Genomic DNA, 20,212 nt, shown 5'->3' on the forward strand with positions numbered 1-20,212 from the left:
CCTGCGGGAAACGCCCTGCCTGCTTCAAATCGAATTCGACAAGGAGTCTCCGCTGATGAATTATACGGCTTACCTGGCCCGTGCTGCCAGGAAGATCAAGGCTGCCTGGATGCGCAAGGGCGGTTCCGGCGGCGGTGTCGCCCGGCGCCCGTGGCGCAAGATCTGGCGCCGGCTGCGTTTCCTCCGCTGGGCGCTCGTGGTCCAGATCCTGAAGGGTGCCGCGTACGCCGGCGGCACCATCGCGATCCAGATCGTCGCGACGCGGTTCTTCATCCGCTGACGCCACCGCATGCTGCCAGCGTCCTGGCCGCAAGGCTTCGGGAGGCGGGCGTCGCGTGAGCACTGCGTGAACGGACGGAACGGCAGCAGGTGGCACCTCGTGATGCGGTCTTAGGGTGCTGCCTGCCCGTGACCTGCGGAAATAGTACCGAGCTAGTACCGAGCGGCACACGTCGGCAGAGGCTGCCACGACCCCGCTAGCCCTCGTAATGCGTAGGTCTCGGGTTCGAATCCCGAAGGCGGCTCGCCTGAAACCCCAGGTCGGAACCATTCCGACCTGGGTTTTTCGTTGAGTGGACGCGGCAGGCCTGGGCGGTAGCTGCTTGGGGTGGCGCTGCTGCCCGCCGGGTCACTGCGCTGCTTCGAGGGTGGCGCGCCAGAGCGGGCTGTCGACGTAGTGGTTGTCGAAGTGCTCGGACGATTCCTTGATTTCCTGGGGGCTCGCCTCGCCCCGCATTACGCGGCCGAGCAGTCGGAGGTAGTCGAAGCGCGGCATGCCGGGTGTGAAGACGAAGAGTACGTCGGCTTCGGCTCCGGGTGCCGCGGCGAAGGCGTGCGGGGTGTGCGGCGGTACGAGCAGGAGATCGCCCTCGTGAAGGATCTTGACCTCGTTGTCGATGAGTACCTGAAGGGAGCCGCCGATGACGAAGAAGAGCTCCGAGGCCCGGGTGTGGAAGTGGGCCGGGGCGCCCACCGCCCCCTTGGTGAACTGCGAGCGGTAGCTGGTGAGTGAGCTGCCGTCGGTGCCGCAGTCGGCGAGCAGGGTCATGACGCTGCTGGGGTCGCTGGTGGTCTCGGCGTCGGCGGCGCGGGTCAGAACCGGCTTGAGTGTGGTGGCGTTCATGGTGGTTCTCCCTGGTCCTGGGCTGCTGCCGCGGGCTTCTGCCGTGGCTTCGTGACTACGACTCTAGGTAGCCGATAGACCTGTCGCAGGGTGCACTCCTGTGTCGAAAGCATGGGTCAATTCAGGCCCAGGGGCTGAGCGTCCGAGGGCTTGAAGTGCCGCTGCGTGCTTTTCCTCTGGTCGGCGTGCTGCGCTCGTGGGCGGGCTGTGCAAGCCGGACTCGTAGCTCCTCAACACTCCTGAGCGGTCGTCAGTTTGGTCATGTCATGACCAGCTGAACGAGGCGTCAGCGGTACGTCAGCGGAGCGTTAGCGCAGGGACCGAAGCTGTGGGCCTGAGCAGACCAGATGCCTGCGTAGGGCATCGACCGCACCGAGCAGATCACACGGGGAGCCCCATATGCGTACCTCCATCCGCCGCCCGGCCGTACTCGCCGCGACCGCGGTCGCCGCCCTCAGCCTGACGCTCACCGCCTGCGGCGGCGATGACGGTGCGAAGGACAAGGGGGCCGCCGCCTCGTCCTCGAAGGCTTCGGACGCCGGCGCCGAGAAGAAGGACACGGCCGCCGACAGCAAGGCCGCGGCGGGCACGGACACCGCCGGTTCGGACACCTCCGGATCCAACGCCCCCGCCGCGCAGGCCGGTTCCCGGAAGAAGAGCGGTGGCAAGGCCCCGGCCTGCACCGTCAGCGACGTGAAGATCTCCGCGGCCAAGCAGGACGGCGTGCCCACCACGCACATCACGCTGACCGCGACGAACGTCTCGGGCCACGCCTGCACGCTGCTCCAGTACCCGCTGATCGCGTTCGGCGACGTCCAGACCGCCAAGGACGTTCCGTCCGTCGCCAAGAGCAAGCCCGGCACCCCCGTCGTGCTGAACGCCGGCGCCCCGGCCTACGCGGCCGTGCGGATCAACAACGGCGGCGTCGACGAGAAGAACCGCGCCGTCACCTCCTTCAACGTGAACCTCTTCGCCGCCGACGGCCCCGCCGAGGGCAGCAAGGTCGTCACCGCGCCCAAGGGCGGCATCGCGATCGACGACGCGGTCACGAAGACCGGCTACTGGACGCCCGAGCTGCGCAACGGCGCCGACGAATTCTGAGCCGTCGGCGCTCTCCGTTCTTCGTCCGCACCTTTTCGGCAAGCGCGTCCCGCAACTCCGGCACGCCACCGCTTGGTGTGTAGTGCGTGGCGCCGCAGGCCGCCGCCCGGTGCGCGGCCGCGATCACATGCTCGGGCGAGGCGAAGTCCGGATCTCCGATGTCCATGCGGATCGTTCCGGGCTTGCGGTTGGCCAGCGCCGTGATCTCCCGGATTCCGGACAGCCTGAGCGCGGCAGCGGCCGGGGCGATCGAACCTCGGCCGGTGGCGTACAACGCCCTCTGGTCAGCCTCCATGCGGCGCCTCGTGTCTGTCGTGTCCTGCGCTGACGTTGGCTTGGACGAGATCCTTGACCGTTGTTGCGAGGAGCGCGAGGAGCGCGAGGAGCGCGAGGAGCGATGCCGGGGAACTGTGGGCCACCCGCTAAAGGCCCTTCCCGGTGATCGAGTGGCTGGCTTCTCAACCGAGCCGACGTCCGTACGTCGGTGGGGGAGCCATGCCCGTGATCACCGTACCGCCGAGCACGTGAGGACCCCCTCCGAGAGATGCTCAACCGCCACGAGAACGAGACCGCCAGGCCGTGATCGGGGCACGCTTGGGGGCCAAGGGGCCAAGGGGCCAGTTGTCGAGTTGGCCGGTGAACGGCTGGAGGTGCTCCTGGGTCCTATGCCCGCCCTGCCGTCACTGCCGATGCGACGCCACCAGTTCTGACAGATGTCCCAGGACTTCGGCGGGGAGTGGCATCTCCGCCATCTCCCGGGCCAGCGCCCTGGCGGCTCTGCCGTACCGGGGATCCCCGAGCACCGCCCCCAGGGCCGCGTGCACGGTGGCCGGGCTGTCCTGCTCGGTAGCAGTATCGAGCACGATGGCGGCGTCGGCCTCGGCCAGCTGGTCGGCGATGATGAACTGGTCCTGCAGCTGCGGAAGTACGAGCTGAGGCAAGCCGAAGCCGATCGTGGTCATCGCGGTGTTGGCGCCGCCGTGGTGTACGACGGCGTCGCAGGAGTCCAGGAAGAGGCCCAGTGGCGCGGGCGAGACCAGCCGTACCGCGTCGGGGACCGGTCCCAGCTGCTCGTGGACGTCGGCCGGCGCCATCACCACCGCCTCCGTGCCGACCAGTCCGTCGCACGCTTCGATGACGCTGCGGAACAGCGGGACACCGTTGAGCTGGAACACCTGACGGCCGAGGCAGACGCACACACGGCGCTCGGCCCGGCGGTCCTCGGCCCACTCCGGGACTGTGCCCGTGCCATTGAACGCCACCTGGCGGATCGGTCGGCCCGGCGTCGCATCCGGCAGCTGCAGGCTCGGCGGGCACGGATCGAGCAGCAGCGTCGGATCCGGGTAGCCGTCCAGCCCCATCCGACGGCAGACGCCGTCCAGGTACTCGCGACAGTGCTCACGCGCCGCATCGCTCAGCGGGTCCACGGCCCACCGATGCTGGACGGAGGGGATGCCGCGCGCGGCGGCGAGGGCGCTGCCCGCGAACTCCATCTGCTCCGACACGATCAGATCCGGCTTCCACAGGTCGGCCAACTCCGCGTATCGGGGCATCAGATAGCGGGCGTGCACGCCCCAGAACGGCGATGCCCGCCGAAAGTCGTCCCGGCTCATCCGGCCGGTCATCTGCAGCAGCCGCATCCCCGGTGCCAGGCTGCCCTGCACCATCTCCAGTCCGTGGAAGCGGTCCCCCACGGTCACCGTGCACAGGCCCGCCTCGCGCGCCACGTCCACGACATCGGGTTGGGCGGCGACCAGCACCTCGTGCCCGGCCGCCCGCAGTGCCCACGCGAACGGAACCAGCGGCGTGAAGTGACTCGGGTACGGCGTGCTCAGCATCAGTACACGCATGGGAAACGGCCTCCAGGAGGAAGAACGGGCTGATGCGGCTTCACGCAGAGCTGTTGACGGCCCAGGACACGACACGCAGCGGAGTGATCCGGATGACCGCGCGGCCGCCGCGGGCCCGGCCGGCGGCGGAGTCCGCGTCCAGCGCCGTCGCGACGCCTCTCATGGTGATCCCGCGCGGCTGCCAGGGATCCATGCTCAGTACGTCGTCGACCACGAACGCGACCTTGGGGTTGCGCAGGACATTGCGGTATTTGGCGGTGGACGCCATGGTGGAGCCGCTGATCCAGATCACCCCGAGCCGCTCATCGAAGTCGAAGGCCACCGGCGCGTTGAACGGCTGGCCGCCAGGGCCGAGTGTGGCCAGCCTGCCCAGCGGCTGCGCATGCAGATACGCCACTTCGTCGGCGGTGAAGGTCACCGGGTTCCGGGGTGTCTCCATGGTCATCACCGGGCCGTCCGTGCGAGCGGCATCATCGTGGCGTAGTGGGTCGGCCAGGAGGAGCCCGTGAACATGACGCGCACCAGGACCCCTCAGCCCCTCTTCGAAGCGGCGAATTCCCGGAGTGACTGCGCCACATAGTCGATCATCTCGGTGGTCAGCCCGGGGTATACGCCGAGCCAGAACGTGCGCTCGGTGATGATGTCGCTGTTGGACAGGTCGCCGACGATGCGGTACGGCCGGTCGAGGTAGGCGGGGTGTCGGGTGATGTTGCCGGCAAACAGGAGCCGGGTGCCGATCCGTCGGCTCTGGAGGAACCGCAGCAAGTCGTAGCGGGCGAAGCCGGCGTCGGGCTGCACGGTCAGCGCGAATCCGAACCAGCTGGGGTCACTGCCCGGCGTCGCCGTCGGCAGCAGATACTCGGGTACCCCCTCCAGGCCGTCGCGCAGCCGCTGCCAATTGCGGCGGCGGGCCGCACCGAAGTCGTCCAGCCTGCGGAGCTGGCTCAGGCCGAGCGCCGCCTGGATGTCGGTGGCCTTCAGGTTGTAACCGACATGCGAAAACGTGTACTTGTGGTCGTACCGTCTGGGCAGCGTGCCGAGCTCGTACGCGAAACGCTTGTGGCAGGTGTCGTCCTCGCCGGGTTCGCACCAGCAGTCGCGGCCCCAGTCCCGCATGGACTCCACGACCCTGGCCAGCGCCAGGTTGTTGGTGAGGACGCAGCCGCCCTCGCCCGTGGTGATGTGGTGCGCCGGGTAGAAGCTGACGGTGGCGAAGTCGCCGAACGTCCCCGTCATCCTCCCACGGTAGGTCGAGCCCACCGCGTCACAGTTGTCCTCGATCAGGAAAAGGCCGTGCTCCTCGGCGAGTTGGGCGATCTCCGCCACCTCGTACGGATTGCCGAGCGCATGCGCCAGCATGATCGCCCGGGTCTTCGGGCCGATCGCGGCCGCGACCCGCTCGGCCGTCGTGTTGTACGTGCCGAGTTCGACGTCCACGAACACCGGCGTCATACCGTTCTGGACGATCGGGTTGACGGTGGTCGGGAATCCCGCCGCCACCGTGATCACCTCGTCGCCCGGCCGCAGCCGGCGCTCCTCCAGATGGGGAGAGGTCAGCGACGACAGAGCCAGCAGATTGGCCGAGGAGCCCGAGTTCGTCAGATGCGCCTTGCGCATGCCGAGAGCGCGAGCGAACTTCCGCTCGAACTTCCTGGCGGTCACCCCGGCGGCGATCCGCATCTCCAGTGCCGCTTCGACCAGCGCCGTCCTGTCTTCCTCATTGAGGACCGCGCCGGAAGTCCACACCTCGGTCTCCCCGGGGATGAACTCCTCCGAGGGTTCCTTTTCCTGGTGATACTTCCCGACCGCGTCCAGAATGAGCGTCTTGACGTCGCTCATCATGCTTACCTCCCAGTTTGGTGGTTGCTACTGGCACGGCCACCTGAAACAGCTTCCGCGAACCGATGTCGTGAGCCACCGTCACCGATCGCCTTCAAGGACTCGTCAAGCTGCGCTGGAAGGGCCTCATCTGGACGCCCCTGCGAGCACACCTCGAACTGCACCCGGGACGCTGCCGCCTGCGGGATTGACGTCCGTCGCCTCGCGGCCGGCCGGGCCGACGACAGAGGTTCGACGTTGCGGTGGGAGCGACCGGTGGCACCGTGCCTCACGCGGCCGAGCCCTGAGGGGTGTCCCTCGCACCCGCCGAGCCCCGCCACGATCCTTCAACCGACTGGAGTTCCGCGGATGCGTGTTCTCGTCATCTGCTCCCCGTACGCTTCGCATCTGATGCCCATGGTGCCGCTGGTCTGGGGGCTCAGGGCGCGCGGCCACGACGCCGTGGTGCTCGGGCAGCCGGACATCATGGCGACCGCGCACGCCGCCGGGCTGCCCTCGGTCAGCGTCGGCGATGTCTTCGATGTCAACGAGGTCTTCCACTTCCTGCCGCCCGGCTTGCGGCCCATTGAACTGGGCGCCGGGCAGGCTCCCGAGGACGGCTGGACCTCGCCGGCGGCCGCCTCGGACTACGCACCGTGGATCTACCACTCCAAGTACGTGCTGGAGCCCTATCTGCGGTTTGCCCGGAGGTGGCGGCCGGACCTGGTCCTCGCCGACTCGCTCGACTTCAGCGGGCTCATCATCGGCGGCGTACTGAGCATTCCCGTGGTCCAGCACCGGTGGGGCGCCGAGCCGATGACCCCCGCCGCCCTGGCGACGGCGAAGACCATGCTCGGCGGCCGCGCGGTCCGGCACGGGCTACCAGGTGTGCCCGACCCCGACCTGGCCCTGGCCCCCTCCTCGCCCGCCTGGGCGGTGCCGGAGTCCTCGGGGGATGTGCTGGTCAGGCCGATGCCGTACAACGGCGGCGGTGAGATTCCCGCATGGGTGCGCGACAAGGACCGGCCCCGCCGGATGTGTGTTTCCTTCGGGCTGTCGATGATCCGGCTGAACGGCCTGTCGTTGGTGCGCACGATCGCTGAGGCGTGCGACGGCCTGGTGGACGCCGAAGCGGTGGTCACGCTGGACGGCCGGCACACGGCGGAGCTGGGCCCGGTGCCCGATTCGGTACGGGTGGTGGCGCCGATGCCGGTCAACGCCCTGATGGGAGTCTCGGACGTGGCCTGCCACCACGGTGGCGGCGGCAGCGCCCTTACCGCCCTGGCCGTCGGTATTCCCCAGCTGATGCTGCCGCAGATGATGGACGAGCATGTGCGGTGCGAGCGGATCGAGGCGTCCGGCGCGGGGCTGATGCTCGGTGACGCGGCCGCCCAGAACAGCCCCGCCACGCTGCGGGCCGCGATCGAGTCACTGCTGGGCGACGACCGGTTCCGCAAAGCGGCGGTCACCGCACGGGACGAGGCCGAGAAGCTGCCCTCCCCGGCCCAAGTCGCCCAGATGTTGGAGAACATCGCAGCACCGCACGGCCGGCGCGCACGCTGACCATGGAATCGCGGTGGCGGCCGGGCCGCAACCGGATGTGATGGGCGGGCAGGTCCGTGGCGAACCGGCCCGCCCTATGCGGCCGTGGTCAGCTTCGGCGCCGGGAATTGCGACGGGTCCGATGGGCGAGCTCTCCCTTGGTGCCTCGGGTCGCCAGCGTGGCCCTTGCGGTCCACAGATAAGGGAAGAAGCGGTATCTCAGCGTCTGTCCGAGGAACGTCATCGGGTCGGTGCCGGCGGTACCCGTGGAGCTGAGGCCGGACATGCGCTCGACGAGCGCGATGTGCTCGGTCCGCCAGCGCACCCAGAGCTCGTCGTACTCCAGGAGCTGCTCGCTGAGACCGTACAGCGGTGAATCCGCGATGTCGCGGTCCCACAGGTCGGCCCACTCGGTCAGGCCGTGCCGCCGGCCCGCCGCTTGGTGGGCATCGGCCAGACTCCGTTCCCGCAGCGCGTCCACGACGACGGAGGGGACGCAGCCGCCGGAGAACTTGCGCTGTGTTGCGAGATGCGACTCGTCGCGCAGCCCGGACAGGATCTCGATCTGCCGGTACTGCGTCGACTGGGCCCCGCTGGCACTGCCGAGGTAGCCACGGAACTGGTGGAAGCCGCCGGCCGGCAGGTCACGCAGCCCGTGGGTGGCCTCGATGACGAGTGCGACCGTCCGGCTCACCCGGGTCATCGCCGCCGTCGCCTGGTACCAGCGGTCCTGGTCGATGAAGGAAATCGCATGGCGCAGATCGTGCAGCAGCAGCTGGAACCACAGCTCGATGCTCTGGTGGGCCACGATGAAGTGCAGCTCGTCCCGGTGTTCGCTCCTCGGCCGCTGCAGCGTGAGCAGATCGTCCAGGTGCAGATAGGAGTGGTACGTCGGCGCCGGGTCGGGATCGCGCCGCTCGGCGCTGTCGATGGGATCTTCCGTGAGGTGATGGTGCGTCATGCCCGCAGCTCCTGGTCGTCGTCGGGGGGGCGTCGGTCGAGCAGTCCGTCGCGCAGGGCATGGGCGACGGCGAGGGTCCGGTTTGGGCAGTTCAACTTGGCCAGCACGTTGGCGACGTGCCTTTTCACACCGTGCTGGGTGATGGCCAGGCGGCGCGCTATCTGTTTGTTGGTGAGCCCTTCGGCGAGCAGCGCCAGCGTCTCCCGCTCGCGCGGGGTCAGGGACGGGCGCAGCTCCGCGGCATGCTTGCCGGTGCGTGCCCGGGCGATCATCCGATGCATCAGCGACGGGGGCAGCGACGCCTCGCCCCGCACCAGCCGGCGAACCGTATCGTCCAAAGCGGCGCTGGTGAGGTCGCACTCCAGCAGATATCCGTCCGCCTCCAGCTCCACCGCGGTCGTCACCGCCTGTTCCGGATCGGTGTCCGGGAGCACGGCGAGCGTGCGGACGCCCAGCGCCGAGGCGCGGGCGAACAACTGGGCCAGCGCCGGATCGGGTTCGGCACCCGTATGACAGACCAGCACGCTGATAGCTCGGGACTCGATGAGCCGCCCGGCGGCCGCGGAACCCACGCACAGCGCGACCTCGGCCAGCATCGGCAGGGCACGCAGCATCGTGCCGAGGCCCTGGGCGAATACCTCGTTCGGTGCCACCACCATGGCAGTCAGGACAGCCATCGCCATCGGCGATCGCATACGGACAGGGGACTCACTGAGCGCCGGCCCAGCCGGCAGGACCGGCTGTGCAAGCGTCGACGGCAGCCAAGCAGCCATCTCTCCTCCTTGCCTGTGCTGTAGCGGTGCGCCGTACGGAGTCCACCCCCGTGCGGCGGCCGAACTCACGTACCGCCGGGGTACGGACTGTCGCGGTGCCACGGGCCGGACCCCCACGTCACGGGTCATGGCGGCGTCGGGGCATGCCCGTCGGCGCTCAGCGTCCGCAGGGCCGATCGCACCGCCGTGCGATCGGCCGCGGCCTCGCCGGGACGGGCCGGCAACAGCGGCACCACGGTGCTGCGTCCGGTGCGGACGTCCGGATGCCTGCGGGCGATGGCGGACAGTCCCTGCCCGGGCCCGGCCTCAAGCAGGACCAGCGGCCCGGTGGCGAGCAGAGCGTTCAGCGCCGCCCAAAAGAACACGGGTTCAGCCGGTTGGGCTGCCCAGAACGAGGGCTTCTGCGCCTCGGCCGCTTCCAGGGGCGCCGCTGTGTAGCCGGAGTAGACCACGGTCCGCGGCGGGTTGGCCGCCACCGCGGCGACCGCCTCCTCGGAGCCGCTCAGCGCCGGCCGCACCGCGGGGCTGTGGAACGCGCTCATCGAGGGCACCCTGCGGAAGACGATGCCCGCCGCCGTCATCCGTTCCGCGGCCGCGGCCAGTGGACCTTCGGGGCCCGCGAGCACCGTGTGCAGCGGCGCGTTGACCGCGCCGATTGCCACCCCGTCACCGAGGAACGGTTCGAGTTCCCCGGCCGACGCGGCCACCGCCAGCATTCCGCCGGGTGGCGCCAGCGCGAGCCGGGACACCCGGTCGAGCATCAGCCGGGCGGCGTCGGCGACATCGAACACGTCGGCGAGCACGGCGGCTGCCATCTCACCGACGCTGTGGCCGAGCAGGGCGGCCGGACGGACTCCCCAGCTGAGCGCCAGGCGGCCCAGAGCGTAATCCACCGCGAACAGCAGCGGTTGGGAGCGGGTGACGTGGTCGAGCGGAACACTGGGCCGATCGGCCGTCCAGTCAGCGCGCAGTCGGGGGCCGTGCTCGCCATAGGCGTCCAGCACTTCGTCGAACGCCTCGGCAAACACCGGCTCGTGCGGGTAGAGCCCGGCCGCCATCCGGTGGTGCTGGGAGCCCTGGCCGGGCAGCAGCAGGGCTACCCGGCGGCCGGGCTGCCCCGCCTGGTCGGCCACCAGGGTGGGAGAGTTCGTCACACTCCCGCGCGCTCTTCCGCGTAGACCTTCGTCAGCCGCAGGTTGCCCATGCTGTTGGCGCTCAGGACACGGCGCAGGTACTTCCGGGCACCCTGGACCGTGGTGCCTTCACCGAGCAGGTTCAGGCCCTCCGGGCGGATGGTCGCGGTGTGCCGGGAGCTGACGATGACGCCCTCGGGCGTCTCGGTGAACAGCCAGTGGCCGGTGTGCGCGTCCAGCGTCTTCGGCGGCGTGGTCTGCTTGTACACGATCTTGTTGTTCGGCAGGCAGATACGCACCGAGCGGGTGGTGTGCTCGGAACCGTCCGAGGACTTCGTGTCCATGTCGAAGAACTGGATGTTCGGAGTGTTCTCCTCCAGCTCCAGACGGATCACGTGGGGGATTCGCTCCGCCCACTTGTCCGCCTCGTACAGGTACCGGTAGGCGTCCTCGACCGACCCTGCCACGAACAACGGGTCCTCGAAGCTGATGATCCGCTCCTCCAGGTCGGCCGCGTTCTCCGCCGCGAACTTCAGCGTCTTGAGGTAGTCCGCGGCACCGCGGCGCATCGACTCGGTCTTCTGCGCGACGGTCTCGGCGTTCTCCTCGATCAGCGTGAACTCGTGGAACATCCGCACCGACGTCGATCCGTCGGGCTGCTCCTGGACGGTCCAGCCGCCGACCACATCGGCGAACGGGGCCGAGGCCGGCTCATGGGCGAAGGTGATGTTTTCGCCCACGACGTTACGGCGCATGGTCCAGGTGCGTACGGTGTGGTCGTCGACCACGGACCAGTGCTGGATGAGATCGCCGTCCTCAGAGCTCTCCAGGATCTCGGCGTGCACGGCGGGACGGTGCAGCTGGGGCCATGCCTCGACGTCGAGGATCAGTTCACGGACGGCTGCGGCCGGAGCCGCGATCACCACCGTGTCCTCGACGGTGTGCGGATGGGCGGTGTTGTTCGGCAGATTCGCCACGGGTCTCGTTCCTCCGGTCGCTCAACTCGATCACAGCCAGCGGCGCTCATGGTGCGAGGCCGGCTTGGAGCCTTGCTGGAGGGCTGTTGGACCGGTCCGTGAGCCGCCCAGAGCTCGTTCCAGGCTCCAAGGCGGTCGGCGATGTTGGGCGTACGAGGGAGTTCCCTCACCCCATCCGCCCGCGGAGCAATGGAGATTGCCGTGACTGCACACATCGAAGAGCTGGTACCTGCGGCCGGCGGCGAGGAGTTCGGCCGCGTCTACGCCGAGGTCCAGCAGTTCTACGCCGAGCACTTCCACCTCCTGGACAGCGGTCAGGCGGAGGCCTGGGCCGCGACCTTCGCCGAGGACGCCACCTTCGAAGTGCCGACCCAGCCGAAGCCGACCCAAGGCCGAGCGCAACTGACCACGGTCATGCGGCGTACGGCGCAGGAGCTGGCCGAGGCCGGGGAAGTGCGCCGGCACTGGCACGGAATGGTGGCCGTTCACCCGCAGGACGACGGTTCGCTGCATGTCCGCTGCTATGCCTTGGTCTTCGCGTCGAAGAAGGGCGGCTCCTCGCAGCTGCACCGGGTGTGTGTCTGTGCGGACGTCCTGGTCCGGGAAAACGGAAAGCTACTGGTGCAGACCCGGAAGGTCAGCCGGGACGACCTTCCGTAGGCATCCGGCTCGAACGCGGCGCGAGGGGCTCGCGAAGTCGGACTGTTCCCCTCATTCACATGCGGAATGCATGGCCAACACGAATGGATGGTGGGGCAGTTGAAAGGGATTGTGCTCGCGGGCGGTAGCGGTACCCGGATGTACCCGACATCGCTCGCGGTGTCCAAGCAGCTCATTCCCGTGTACGACAAGCCAACGGTCTACTACCCGCTTTCAGTCCTCATGCTCGCCGGGATCCAGGACATCCTGATCATTTCCACCCCCAGTGATCTGCCGCAGTTCCATCGGCTGTTCGGCGACGGATCGCATCTGGGATTGAACATCAGCTATGCCGAACAGCCGGAGCCCAATGGGCTCGCCGAGGCGTTCATCATCGGCGCGGACCACATCGGAGAGGAATCCGTCGCGCTGATTCTGGGCGACAACATCTTCCATGGCCCGGGATTCTCTCCGCTGCTGCAGAGCACGGTGCGGGACGTGGACGGCTGTGTCCTGTTCGGCTACCAGGTCTCCGACCCGCAGCGGTACGGCGTGGGAGAGGTCGGTGCCGACGGCACACTGGTGTCCATCGAGGAGAAGCCGGAAAACCCCCGGTCGAACCGGGCGATCACCGGCCTGTATCTGTACGACAACGGCGTCGTGGACGTCGCCAAGAACATCCGACCGTCCGCGCGCGGTGAACTGGAGATCACCGATGTGAATCTCCGATATCTCGCGGAGGGCCGTGCCAAGCTGATCGATCTCGGCCGCGGCTTCACCTGGCTGGACACCGGAAAGCCGGAAGCGCTGTTGACGGCAAGCCAGTTTGTCTATGTGCTGGAGAGCAGGCAACACGTACGGATCGCCTGCCTTGAGGAGATCGCGCTCCGTATGGGATTCATCAGCGCCGCCGAATGCCATGAACTCGGTTTGCGGCTCGGAAAATCCGAGTACGGGCGGTACGTCATGGAAGTTGCCGGCGACTTCGCCGAGACCAGGGCTGTCGCCGGCGTATAGCACGCACAGCCACCCCCGGGAGTGGGCGCCGGCTTCGGGGCCCACTCCCGGGGTTCAGACGTCGAGGGTCACGCCGTAGTCGCGCAGCCAGGTGTTGAGCCACAGCGCCATCTCCAGGCCGCCGCGGTCGTATGGGAGGCTGACCTCGCCCATTCTGCGGTCGAGCAGCTTACGCACCCGCTCCGTGTCGAGCAGCGGAAGCACCGGTGACGTGGGGTCGGCCGTGACCTCCGCAAGGGAGGCGCGCAGGGCACGCTCGTAGCCGGGGTCCTGGGTCGCCGGGTAGGGGGTCTTGACGCGCTCCACGATGGACTTCGGCAGCAGATCGCCGGCCGCCGCCCGCAGCAGGCTCTTCTCCCTGCCGTCGAAGGACTTCATCGCCCAGGGGGTGTTGAAGACGTACTGCATGAGCCGGTGGTCGCAGAACGGGACCCGGACCTCAAGCCCAACGGCCATGCTCATCCGGTCCTTCCGGTCGAGCAGGGTCTGCATGAACCGGGTGAGGTTGAGATACGTGATCTCGCGCATTCGGCGCTCCGTGGCGTCCTCGCCGGGCAGCCGCGGTACCTCGGCCAGCGCCTCGGAGTACCGCTGGGCCCGGTAGCCGTGGATGTCCAGCTTCTCCAGCAGGCCGCGGTCGAGCAGGGACAGACCGCCGAAGTAGCGTGCCGAGCCCGAGGTGAGCCAGGGGAAGGTGTCGGCGGCGATCGCCCGCGGGTTGCGGAACCACCGGTAGCCGCCGAAGAGCTCATCGGCAGCCTCGCCGGACACGGCCACCGTGGAGTGCTGCCGGACCGCCTCGAACAGCAGATACAGCGACGGCCACATGTCGCCCCAGTAGGCGGGCGGCAGATCGGTGGCGCGCAGTACGGCCGCCCGCACCGTGGGGTCGATCAACCGGTCACTGTCGAGGAGAACCTCGGTGTGGCTGGATCCGACATGGGCGGCCAGTTCCCGGATGAAGGGGGCGTCCGGGGCGGCCCGTACGGCGTCCGGTTCGAACCGTTCGCTCGCTCCCGCGAAGTCGACGGAGAAGGATCTGACCGGGCCGGAGCTGCTCGCGGCCAGGGACTTCGCCGCCAGCGCCGTCAGCACCGAGGAGTCCAGCCCGCCGGAGAGCAGGGTGCACAGCGGGACGTCGGAGACCAGCTGCCGGTCGACAGTGTCCTCCAGCAGGTCCCTGACCGTACGGACGGTGGTATCCAGGTCGTCGATGTGCTCGGTGGCCTGCAGTGACCAGTACTGGCGGGTGGTGCTCGCGGTGCGGTTCAGCCGCAGCAGCTGGCCCGGGCGGAGTTCCCGCATCCCGGAGAACACCGCGTGCTCCGGCGTCTTGACCATGTCCAGGATCTCGCAGAGGCCATCGGCGGCGACCCGCCGCTGGACCATGTGGTTCGCCAGGATCGCCTTGGGCTCGGAGCCGAACAGGATGCCGTTCGGGGTCGGGTAGTAGTAGAGGGGCTTGACGCCCATCCGGTCGCGGACCAGCAGCAGTTCGTCCTTGTGGCTGTCCCAGATGCCGAAGGCGAACATGCCGTTGAGCCGGTCGACAACGCCCTCGCCCCACTGGAGGTAGCCGCGCAGGACCACTTCCGTATCGCTGCGGGAACGGAACCTGTGACCGTGTGCCACCAACTCTTCCCGCAGCTCACGGAAGTTGTAGACCTCACCGCAAAACGTGAGCGCGACGACCGTGCGGCCGTCCGCCTCGGCGGTCATCGGCTGAACGCCGCCCTGAAAGTCGATGACCGACAGTCGCCGGTGCCCGAACATGACGTGCTGGTCGGACCAGATGCCCTCGTCGTCAGGGCCACGGCACGCCAACGTGTCCGTCATCGATCGGGCCAGTGCGTGTTTCTGACGCAAATCCAGTTCGAAGTCGACCCAGCCGACGATTCCGCACATGCGGTCAACTCCTCCTTCCGAGCGGTACGACGGTCCTCAGGCGCGCTGGCGGGCGGTCTCGTTGATCCTGTCGAGCAGTTCCCGCGGGGTGGGCGCCTCGCCGATCAGCTCGTCCGGGAGGCTGATGGACAAGTCCCGCTCAATGCGGCCGACGGTGTTGAGCAGCGCGAGGGAGTCGTAGCCGAGGTGATCGAATGTCACGTCCAGGATGTCGCCCTCCAGGTCGGTGTCCTGGTCCTCTCCCGCGCACTCGCGCAGGGTGCGGATCAGATCGTCGATGGTGAACTCCGACATGTGCTTTCTCCTTCTGCTGTTCGTGATCTGTGTGGTGATGCGCGTGGTGGAGCCGCGCGGCCGGGTCAGTGGTAGCGCTGGAGCACCATCGCCGAGTTGAACCCGCCGTAGCCGCGGGCGATGACCAGCGCGTTTGTGACGGGCTTCTCCCGGGGCTCGGTGACCAGGTCGAGCAGATCGGCGTACGCGGGCCGGTCGAGGTGCACGGTCGGCGGGATCACCGAGTCCCGCATGGACAGCACCGCGGCCGCCAGGTCCAGCGGGGCGCCGCCGGCCAGCAGCCGGCCGGTCATGGTCTTCGGCGCGGTGACCGGGACGCCGCGCGGGCCGAACATCGCGGCCAGGGTGAGGGCTTCGACGCAGTCGAGCTCGGCCACCCCCGCGGCGTCCGCGAAGACGACGTCGATCTCGTCCGCGCGCCGGTGTGCCTCGTCGAGGGCCAGCTCGATGGCCCGTCCCAGCGCGGGCTCGCGGTCCGTACCGGGGCGTGGGTCGAAGGTGGCCGCGTATCCCGTTACCTTGCCGTAGATACGGGCGACCCCGCGGCGCCGGGCAGCAGCCTCGTCCTCCAGTACGAGCAGGGCTCCGCCCTCACCGGCGACGTGACCGGCGGCGCCGTGGTCGAAGGGGACGTACGCGCGTGCCGGGTCATCGGAGAGGGAGAGCCGGCCCGAACGCAGCATGCAGATCCACGACCACGGGGACAGCGCCCCGTCGACGGCGCCGGCCAGCATCAGGGAAGTGCCCTTTCGCAGCTGCCGCCGGGCCTTGGCGACCGCGTCGAGCCCACCCGCCTGTTCGGAGACGAGGGTCGCGCCGGGGCCGCGCATACCGTGCCGGATCGAGATCTGGCCGGTGTTGACGGGATAGAACCAGGCGAAGGACTGGTAGGCGCTTACGTAGGAGCTGCCCTTGCTCCACAGTGCTTCGAGCTCGCGCTGGCCGAATTCGAAACCGCCGCCGGAGTTGGCGGTGACGATGCCCGCGTCGAAGTCGTCCATCTGCGCGGTTTCCGCGCCGGCATCGTCGAGTGCGTGCTGGGCGGCGACCAGGGACAACCTGGTGAGGTGGTCGGTCTGGGGCAGCAGCCGGCCGGGCAGGTGGTCCTTGGGGTAGAAACCCTTGATCTCAGCGGCTAGTTGGGCTGGATATGACGTCGGGTCGAACCGGGTGATGCGGCCGATGCCGCTCTCTCCGCGCAGGGTGGCAGCCCAGTAGTTCTCGGTGCCGAGCCCGTTCGGGGCCATGACGCCCAGTCCGGTGATCACCGGTGCCATGGGCGTGGTCATGCCCGGCTCCCTTCAGGTTTGGTCAGGACGATCGCGCTCTGGAATCCGCCGAATCCACTGGCGACGCTGAGCACCACGTCGACGTTCTTCTCGCGGGCGACCAGCGGCACATAGTCCAGGTCGCACTCGGGGTCCGGCTCGTGCAGATTGGCGGTGGGCGGGATGATCGAGTGCTCGATGGTCAGGGCGGAGGCGGCCACCTCCAGCGAGCAGATCGCGCCCAGCGAGTGCCCGATCATCGACTTGATCGAGCTGATCGGCGTCGAGTAGGCGTGCTCGCCGAGGGCGACTTTGTACGCCATGGTCTCGTGCCGGTCGTTCTGCTTGGTCGACGAGCCGTGCGCGTTGACGTAGCCGATCTGCTCGGGCCGGACCTTTGCCTGATCCATGGCCTTGGTGATGGACTGCGCCAGCTCCACGCCGTCGGAGCGCAGCCCGGTCATGCTGTAGGCGTTGCAGTGCGTGCTGTGCCCGGAGATCTCGCAGTAGATGTGGGCCCCACGGCGCTTGGCGTGCTCCAGCTCCTCCAGTACGAAGACCGCCGACCCCTCGCCCAGCGCGAATCCGTTACGGGTGCGGTCGAAGGGCCGGGAGGCGGTGCCCGGTTCGTCATTGCGGGGGGTGGTCGCCTTGATCGCGTCGAAGCAGGCGACGGTGATCGGAGAGATGGCGGCGTCGGAGGCGCCGGAGATCATCACCTCCGCTTCACCGTCACGGATCAGATCGACGGCATGGCCGAGTACGTCGATTCCGGAGGTGCAGCCGGTCGACACCACCCCGACCGGTCCCTGCGCGTCTGCCAGCCAGGCGACCTCGACGGCCATGGAGGAGGGCAGAAAGTAGTCGTAGAGATACGGCGATCCATGTGCGTCGTCGACGTGCCAGGTGCGGCCCTCGTCGCTGACGACGGCGTACTCACTGTCGAGACTCATCGTCATGCCGCAGGCGGTACCCAACATCACGCCGGTGCGGACGGGATTGAGTTCACCCAGGATCTTGCTGTCGGACATCGCTTCCCGCGCGGCCACGACGGCGAACTGGGTGGTCCGGTCCCACATCCGGACCTGTCGCTGCGTCAGGCCCGCCATGAACGGGTCGAAGTCGCACTCGGCGGCCACCCTGGACCTGAACGGCGTCGCGTCGAAGAGGGAGATGGTGCGGGTCGCCGTCCGGCCGTTGGTCAGCAGATCCCAGTAGGCCTTGGTTCCGATGCCGCCGGGCGCCACCACTCCGATCCCTGTTACGACCACGCGCCGCGTGTCGCCTCCTGCTGCCACAGTTCTTCCCTTTCACCGTCGGTGAAGCAGACGACCCAGAGTCGCCCGGCCGCCTCGAGACGGAGTGGAAGAACGATGGACCCTGCGGTCAGTCCGCCAGGCTCGAACCGCTGAGGCCGTGTTCCAGCAGGTCGAACGCCCTGTTGGCGTCCGCGACCGCGCGGTCGTGCAGGGCGTCGGCGGTGGCGCCCGCCAGCACATTCCGCAGGTTGTGCACGACCAGGGCCTGCTGGACGGCGATCACCTGACTTGCCGCGATGCGCGGGGTGATGTCGTCGTCCCCGGCCCCGGCGATCTCGGCGAACGCCGCACTGAGACTGTCCTCCATCCGCGAGGCCTGCTCCACCATGCGAAGCCACAAGCGGGGGGATCCGAGGACCATCCGCTGGAAGGAGATGTACTCCGCCTGGTCGTTGAGGCCGGTGGTGGCGTCCCGCGCATCGAGGCCGGCCAGGAAGTGGCGGCGCAACGCGGCAAGCGGGGTCTCGTCCGGTTGACGGGCGCGGACCGTGGCGGCCGCCTCGTCGAAGTGGTCCTCGACCCGGTGCAGGACGAGGTCCTCCTTGGTCGGGAAGTAGTTGAAGACGGTCATGTTGGAGACCTCGGCGGCGGCGGCGACATCGGCGACGGACACCGCGTCGAAGCCGCGTGAGAGGAACAACTCGATCGCCGCGTCCGAGATCACCCGACGCGTCTGGAGCTTCTTGCGTTCCCGCAGGCCCAGTACCTCGCTCATAGCGCTCACCCTAACAGAAACGTGTACCAAGGCTAAAGATTGAGGAACTCGATTGCTTGACTGACAACAAAATTATGGTCACTATGGCTTTTCGGTTCACTGTGATGAGAGGAGGGGGACCGATGAGCGCAAGCGCCACACCCGACGGGCTGAGGGATACCTCGGGGGCCCTGTTAATGAGCAAGAACCAGGTGGTCGTCGCCTCACTGGGCTGCTTCGTGACCCTGCTGCTGTCCTTGCTGGACATGAACATCGTCAGCTCGGTGTCCTGGAAGATGGTGAACGACCTCGATCCCGTCCACGGCATCGATCTGCTGCCGTGGATGGTCACCAGCTACGCGCTGGCCGACTGCATCGTGGTACCGCTGTACGGCAAGCTCGCCGACATCTACGGCGCCAAGCGTGTCTACATCGCCGCGCTGCTGATCTTCCTGATCGGTTCGTGCCTGTGCGGCATTTCGCAGAGCATGACCGAGCTGATCGTCTTCCGAACCATCCAGGGCGTGGGCGGCGGCGGTTTGATGTCCGTCACGATGGTCGTCCTCGGCACGTTGTTCCGCTCGGATGCCGAGGAGGAGGGCGGTTCGATGAAGACCTCCTCCGGCGGCATCATGGTCGGACTCGGCGTCGCCCTCGGCCCCCTTGTCGGCGCGCTGGTCGCCAACTCCCTCAACTGGCGGTGGGTCTTCTACATCAACCTGCCGCTCGTCCTCGCCGCGCTGGTGATCGCCGTATTCGTTCTGAAGCTGCCGGTCTACTCGGAGCGCCGGAAGGTCGATTTCCTCGGCGCCGCGCTGCTCGCCGGGGCCGCGGCCGGAATCCTGCTCGCGGTCGAGTGGGGCGGCAAGCAGTACGCCTGGGGTTCGCCCACCGTCCTGCTCACCCTCGGTGGGGGCCTGGCGCTGCTGGTCGGCTTCGGATGGCGGTTGATGACCGCCGAAGAACCGCTGATCTCCCTCCGGCTCCTGCGCAACTCCACGTTCCGCATCATGATGCCGATCGGACTGATCACCGGCATGGGCCTCGCCGGTGAAGTGCTCTACATCGGTGGCTACCTCCAGGTGGGCCGCGGCATGGGCCTGACCAACGCCAGCTACATGAACCTGCCGATGGCCGGCGGCATGATGCTTTCCGTACTGACGGCCCGGACCGTCATCGCGGTGATGGGCAAGTTCAAGTACCTGCTCACCTCGGCCGGAGTGCTCCAGGCCGTGATTCTGCTGCTCTTCAGCACGCTGGACGAGCACACCAGCCTGTGGTGGGTCGGACTCGGCATGTTCGGTCTCGGACTCGGCATGGGGCAGACACTCGGCCTCGCCCTGCAGTACATGCAGAACGCCGTCGGCCTCGAGGACATCGGCACCGCCACCACGACTCAGCGGTTCACCCAGCAGCTCGGCAGCTCCACCGGCTTCGCGATCTTCGGAATGATCATGGCCAAGGTGCTCTCGTCCCAGCTCACCGGGGCGGCCGGCGCTGCCAACGTGGACGGCGAACTGAACACCGCGGTGCTGGCACAACTGCCGCCCGAGCAGCGGCAGGCAGCCATTCACGCCTTTATCGACGCGGTGACCACGGTGTTCTTCGTCGCCGGCTGTGTTGCGGTCGTTCCCGCCGTGCTGGCCCTGTTCATCAAGGAGAAGGGCACGAAGACGAAGGCGCGCGAGAAGGCCGCCGAGGCTCGGGCCTCGGCGTTCACCGCGTGAGAGACAGCGGCGGGGCAAGGCGGTTCCGTCACCGCCTTACCCCGCCGCATTCCTTGCCGAACCCCCTGATC

At 68.2% G+C, this 20,212-nt stretch carries 19 protein-coding genes; 6 read left to right on the forward strand and 13 right to left on the reverse strand.

Annotation, left to right across the window (positions count from 1 at the left end; all coding sequences use genetic code 11):
• Positions 1-55 precede the first annotated feature (55 nt).
• Entirely contained in the window at positions 56-280 is a 225-nt protein-coding gene (locus tag KI385_RS25025) for a hypothetical protein (RefSeq protein ID WP_238574365.1), read from the forward strand.
• 348 nt (positions 281-628) lie between these two features.
• On the opposite strand, the gene KI385_RS25030 is transcribed toward KI385_RS25025, so the two are convergent.
• The gene (locus tag KI385_RS25030) at positions 629-1,123 is read right to left on the reverse strand and encodes a cupin domain-containing protein (RefSeq protein WP_238574366.1); all 495 of its coding nucleotides are present in this window, start codon (positions 1,121-1,123) and stop codon (positions 629-631) included.
• Positions 1,124-1,522: 399 nt separating this feature from the next.
• On the opposite strand from KI385_RS25030, the gene KI385_RS25035 reads away from it, so the two are divergent.
• Complete coding sequence (locus KI385_RS25035) at positions 1,523-2,224, forward strand: DUF4232 domain-containing protein (protein WP_238574367.1); 702 nt, start codon at positions 1,523-1,525, stop codon at positions 2,222-2,224.
• A 680-nt stretch (positions 2,225-2,904) separates the two neighbouring features.
• Here KI385_RS25035 and KI385_RS25045 read toward each other — a convergent pair.
• The 3 genes from KI385_RS25045 to rfbH form a co-directional block, all read right to left on the reverse strand.
• Positions 2,905-4,074 (reverse strand): nucleotide disphospho-sugar-binding domain-containing protein, encoded by a 1,170-nt coding sequence (locus KI385_RS25045; protein ID WP_238574368.1) that lies wholly within the window; start codon positions 4,072-4,074, stop codon positions 2,905-2,907.
• Positions 4,075-4,114: 40 nt separating this feature from the next.
• The gene (locus tag KI385_RS25050) at positions 4,115-4,513 is read right to left on the reverse strand and encodes a PPOX class F420-dependent oxidoreductase (protein ID WP_238574369.1); all 399 of its coding nucleotides are present in this window, start codon (positions 4,511-4,513) and stop codon (positions 4,115-4,117) included.
• 92 nt (positions 4,514-4,605) lie between these two features.
• A complete protein-coding gene (gene rfbH, locus KI385_RS25055; protein ID WP_238577831.1) occupies positions 4,606-5,913 on the reverse strand; it encodes a lipopolysaccharide biosynthesis protein RfbH in 1,308 nt (435 codons plus the stop codon).
• A gap of 348 nt (positions 5,914-6,261) precedes the next feature.
• On the opposite strand from rfbH, the gene KI385_RS25060 reads away from it, so the two are divergent.
• A complete protein-coding gene (locus KI385_RS25060; RefSeq protein ID WP_238574370.1) occupies positions 6,262-7,455 on the forward strand; it encodes a glycosyltransferase in 1,194 nt (397 codons plus the stop codon).
• Positions 7,456-7,543: 88 nt separating this feature from the next.
• Here KI385_RS25060 and KI385_RS25065 read toward each other — a convergent pair whose 3' ends face one another.
• The 4 genes from KI385_RS25065 to KI385_RS25080 form a co-directional block, all read right to left on the reverse strand.
• A complete protein-coding gene (locus tag KI385_RS25065; RefSeq protein ID WP_238574371.1) occupies positions 7,544-8,395 on the reverse strand; it encodes a tryptophan 2,3-dioxygenase family protein in 852 nt (283 codons plus the stop codon).
• Positions 8,392-9,078, reverse strand: coding sequence for a response regulator transcription factor (locus KI385_RS25070; protein ID WP_238574372.1), 687 nt, complete (start codon positions 9,076-9,078; stop codon positions 8,392-8,394). The genes KI385_RS25065 and KI385_RS25070 overlap by 4 nt, the downstream gene beginning before the upstream one ends.
• A 215-nt stretch (positions 9,079-9,293) precedes the next feature.
• Entirely contained in the window at positions 9,294-10,322 is a 1,029-nt protein-coding gene (locus tag KI385_RS25075) for an acyltransferase domain-containing protein (RefSeq protein WP_281066899.1), read from the reverse strand.
• Positions 10,319-11,278, reverse strand: coding sequence for an SRPBCC family protein (locus KI385_RS25080; protein ID WP_238574373.1), 960 nt, complete (start codon positions 11,276-11,278; stop codon positions 10,319-10,321). The genes KI385_RS25075 and KI385_RS25080 overlap by 4 nt, the downstream gene beginning before the upstream one ends.
• 201 nt (positions 11,279-11,479) lie before the next feature.
• On the opposite strand from KI385_RS25080, the gene KI385_RS25085 reads away from it, so the two are divergent.
• Together KI385_RS25085 and rfbA are read left to right on the forward strand one after the other, a co-directional pair.
• Complete coding sequence (locus KI385_RS25085; protein WP_238574374.1) at positions 11,480-11,938, forward strand: nuclear transport factor 2 family protein; 459 nt, start codon at positions 11,480-11,482, stop codon at positions 11,936-11,938.
• A gap of 99 nt (positions 11,939-12,037) precedes the next feature.
• Positions 12,038-12,934: a glucose-1-phosphate thymidylyltransferase RfbA gene (gene rfbA, locus KI385_RS25090; protein ID WP_238574375.1), complete on the forward strand. Its 897-nt coding sequence runs from the start codon at positions 12,038-12,040 to the stop codon at positions 12,932-12,934.
• 54 nt (positions 12,935-12,988) lie between these two features.
• On the opposite strand, the gene asnB is transcribed toward rfbA, so the two are convergent.
• The 5 genes from asnB to KI385_RS25115 form a co-directional block, all read right to left on the reverse strand.
• Positions 12,989-14,839, reverse strand: coding sequence for an asparagine synthase (glutamine-hydrolyzing) (asnB, locus tag KI385_RS25095; protein WP_238574376.1), 1,851 nt, complete (start codon positions 14,837-14,839; stop codon positions 12,989-12,991).
• A 36-nt stretch (positions 14,840-14,875) separates the two neighbouring features.
• Positions 14,876-15,133 (reverse strand): acyl carrier protein, encoded by a 258-nt coding sequence (locus KI385_RS25100; protein ID WP_238574377.1) that lies wholly within the window; start codon positions 15,131-15,133, stop codon positions 14,876-14,878.
• 65 nt (positions 15,134-15,198) lie between these two features.
• Positions 15,199-16,422: a ketosynthase chain-length factor gene (locus KI385_RS25105; protein WP_238574378.1), complete on the reverse strand. Its 1,224-nt coding sequence runs from the start codon at positions 16,420-16,422 to the stop codon at positions 15,199-15,201.
• Entirely contained in the window at positions 16,419-17,672 is a 1,254-nt protein-coding gene (locus KI385_RS25110) for a beta-ketoacyl-[acyl-carrier-protein] synthase family protein (RefSeq protein WP_281066900.1), read from the reverse strand. Before KI385_RS25110 ends, KI385_RS25105 begins: the two co-directional genes overlap by 4 nt.
• Before the next feature lie 115 nt (positions 17,673-17,787).
• Entirely contained in the window at positions 17,788-18,435 is a 648-nt protein-coding gene (locus KI385_RS25115; RefSeq protein ID WP_238574380.1) for a TetR/AcrR family transcriptional regulator, read from the reverse strand.
• 122 nt (positions 18,436-18,557) lie between these two features.
• Here KI385_RS25115 and KI385_RS25120 point away from each other — a divergent pair, with 122 nt between their 5' ends.
• Positions 18,558-20,141: an MFS transporter gene (locus tag KI385_RS25120; protein ID WP_238574381.1), complete on the forward strand. Its 1,584-nt coding sequence runs from the start codon at positions 18,558-18,560 to the stop codon at positions 20,139-20,141.
• Positions 20,142-20,212: the final 71 nt, after the last annotated feature.

This window comes from Streptomyces inhibens (assembly GCF_022221585.1).
In the GTDB taxonomy this organism is placed as follows: Bacteria; Actinomycetota; Actinomycetes; order Streptomycetales; family Streptomycetaceae; genus Streptomyces; species Streptomyces inhibens.

Excerpts from the sequence above, each read along its gene's own strand:
- KI385_RS25025 (WP_238574365.1), top strand. The coding sequence starts at position 56 with ATGAATTATACGGCTTACCTGGCCCGTGCTGCCAGGAAGATCAAGGCT.
- KI385_RS25030 (WP_238574366.1), bottom strand. The coding sequence starts at position 1,123 with ATGAACGCCACCACACTCAAGCCGGTTCTGACCCGCGCCGCCGACGCC.
- KI385_RS25035 (WP_238574367.1), top strand. The coding sequence starts at position 1,523 with ATGCGTACCTCCATCCGCCGCCCGGCCGTACTCGCCGCGACCGCGGTC.
- KI385_RS25045 (WP_238574368.1), bottom strand. The coding sequence starts at position 4,074 with ATGCGTGTACTGATGCTGAGCACGCCGTACCCGAGTCACTTCACGCCG.
- KI385_RS25050 (WP_238574369.1), bottom strand. The coding sequence starts at position 4,513 with ATGGAGACACCCCGGAACCCGGTGACCTTCACCGCCGACGAAGTGGCG.
- rfbH (WP_238577831.1), bottom strand. The coding sequence starts at position 5,913 with ATGAGCGACGTCAAGACGCTCATTCTGGACGCGGTCGGGAAGTATCAC.
- KI385_RS25060 (WP_238574370.1), top strand. The coding sequence starts at position 6,262 with ATGCGTGTTCTCGTCATCTGCTCCCCGTACGCTTCGCATCTGATGCCC.
- KI385_RS25065 (WP_238574371.1), bottom strand. The coding sequence starts at position 8,395 with ATGACGCACCATCACCTCACGGAAGATCCCATCGACAGCGCCGAGCGG.
- KI385_RS25070 (WP_238574372.1), bottom strand. The coding sequence starts at position 9,078 with ATGGCGATGGCTGTCCTGACTGCCATGGTGGTGGCACCGAACGAGGTA.
- asnB (WP_238574376.1), bottom strand. The coding sequence starts at position 14,839 with ATGTGCGGAATCGTCGGCTGGGTCGACTTCGAACTGGATTTGCGTCAG.
- KI385_RS25100 (WP_238574377.1), bottom strand. The coding sequence starts at position 15,133 with ATGTCGGAGTTCACCATCGACGATCTGATCCGCACCCTGCGCGAGTGC.
- KI385_RS25105 (WP_238574378.1), bottom strand. The coding sequence starts at position 16,422 with ATGACCACGCCCATGGCACCGGTGATCACCGGACTGGGCGTCATGGCC.
- KI385_RS25115 (WP_238574380.1), bottom strand. The coding sequence starts at position 18,435 with ATGAGCGAGGTACTGGGCCTGCGGGAACGCAAGAAGCTCCAGACGCGT.
- KI385_RS25120 (WP_238574381.1), top strand. The coding sequence starts at position 18,558 with ATGAGCGCAAGCGCCACACCCGACGGGCTGAGGGATACCTCGGGGGCC.